Source organism: Streptomyces sp. URMC 127 (assembly GCF_051386535.1).
GTDB lineage: Bacteria > Actinomycetota > Actinomycetes > Streptomycetales > Streptomycetaceae > Streptomyces.
This window is the reverse complement of sequence record NZ_JBPQTW010000455.1, coordinates 1-1,099: the sequence shown is the minus strand read 5'-3', so window position 1 is coordinate 1,099 and position 1,099 is coordinate 1. Positions and strand designations below refer to the sequence as shown.

The 1,099-nt window shown below is 74.5% G+C and carries 1 protein-coding gene; it reads left to right on the top strand.

Going from position 1 to position 1,099, the window contains the following annotated elements:
- Positions 1-850: hypothetical protein (locus ACSNOH_RS34865; RefSeq protein ID WP_436725454.1), on the top strand; the 850-nt coding region annotated here is incomplete at its 5' end.
- Positions 851-1,099 lie beyond the last annotated feature (249 nt).

Sequence of the window (1,099 nt, the reverse complement as noted above, 5' to 3'; positions counted from 1 at the left end):
GGGGAGGCCCGCCCCGTGGGCCTCCGCCCCGGGCCAGGCCTCCCCGACCCCCGACTGGGACGCCCTCGCCGACACCACCGCCGCGCGCGGCCGCCGCCGCAAGTGGCTGCTGATCGGCGGCGGCGCGGTGGCCACGGTCGCCGTCGCGGGCACGGTGGCGGCGCTCGTCATCGGCTCGAACAAGAGCGGTCACGCCTCCGGCCTGCCCTCGCCGCAGAAGCTGCCGAGCTCCCCGGGCTCGCCCGAGCCGTCGTTCTCGCAGGTCGCCCCGCCACCTCCGCCGAATCCGCGGGAGTTCATAGCCAGCGCGGACAAGGACAAGGCCCCGCTGAGCACGAAGACGCTGTTCCCGCACAGCAAGCCGTCCCTCGACAAGCGCAAGTACGAGCGCACGGCCACGGCCACGACGGATGACTGCGCCTCGGCCGCGCAGAACGGCCTCGGCGCCGTCCTTGCGGACAACGGCTGCCGCAAGGTGCTGCGGGCGACGTTCGTGCGGGACGGGGTGGCGGTGACGGTCGGCGTCGCCGTCTTCGACACGAAGGCCGCAGCGGACAAGGCCAAGGAGCGTTCCACGGGGAACATCGAGTCCCTCGCCGGCGACGGCCCGTCCTTCTGCCGGGCCACGTCCTGCCGCCTCACCGCGAACGCGGAGGGGCGCTACGCGTACTTCACGGTCGCCGGCTACACGAACGGCAAGGCCGTCCCCGACGACGACAAGGACGCGCTCCAGGCCGGCCGCGACGTGGCGGGCTACACGTTCCGCCGCATCATGGCCCGCGCCAACGCCCAGGCGTCGGCGTCGGTGGCGACCCCGACGCCGAGCACGCCCCCGAAGAAGCAGGCGTAAGCCCTCCTGCCGCAGGCAGGGAAACCCCGCCGCGACGGCGACAAGCCACCACGGCGCGACGCGGCGGTGCCGTCCCGGCCTCAGGTGCGTACGGCACCGCCGGGCTCCGACGTCGTGGCTGATCGCCGCTGCGGCGGATTTCAAGGGTGCGAGACACCCTTGCCCCGTGGACGCATTGGCGCGCGGCGCCCTTGAGCCCGTGCGCCGACCGCAGGTCAGCCCCCGTCCCCACCGTCCCCCGCCTCGTCC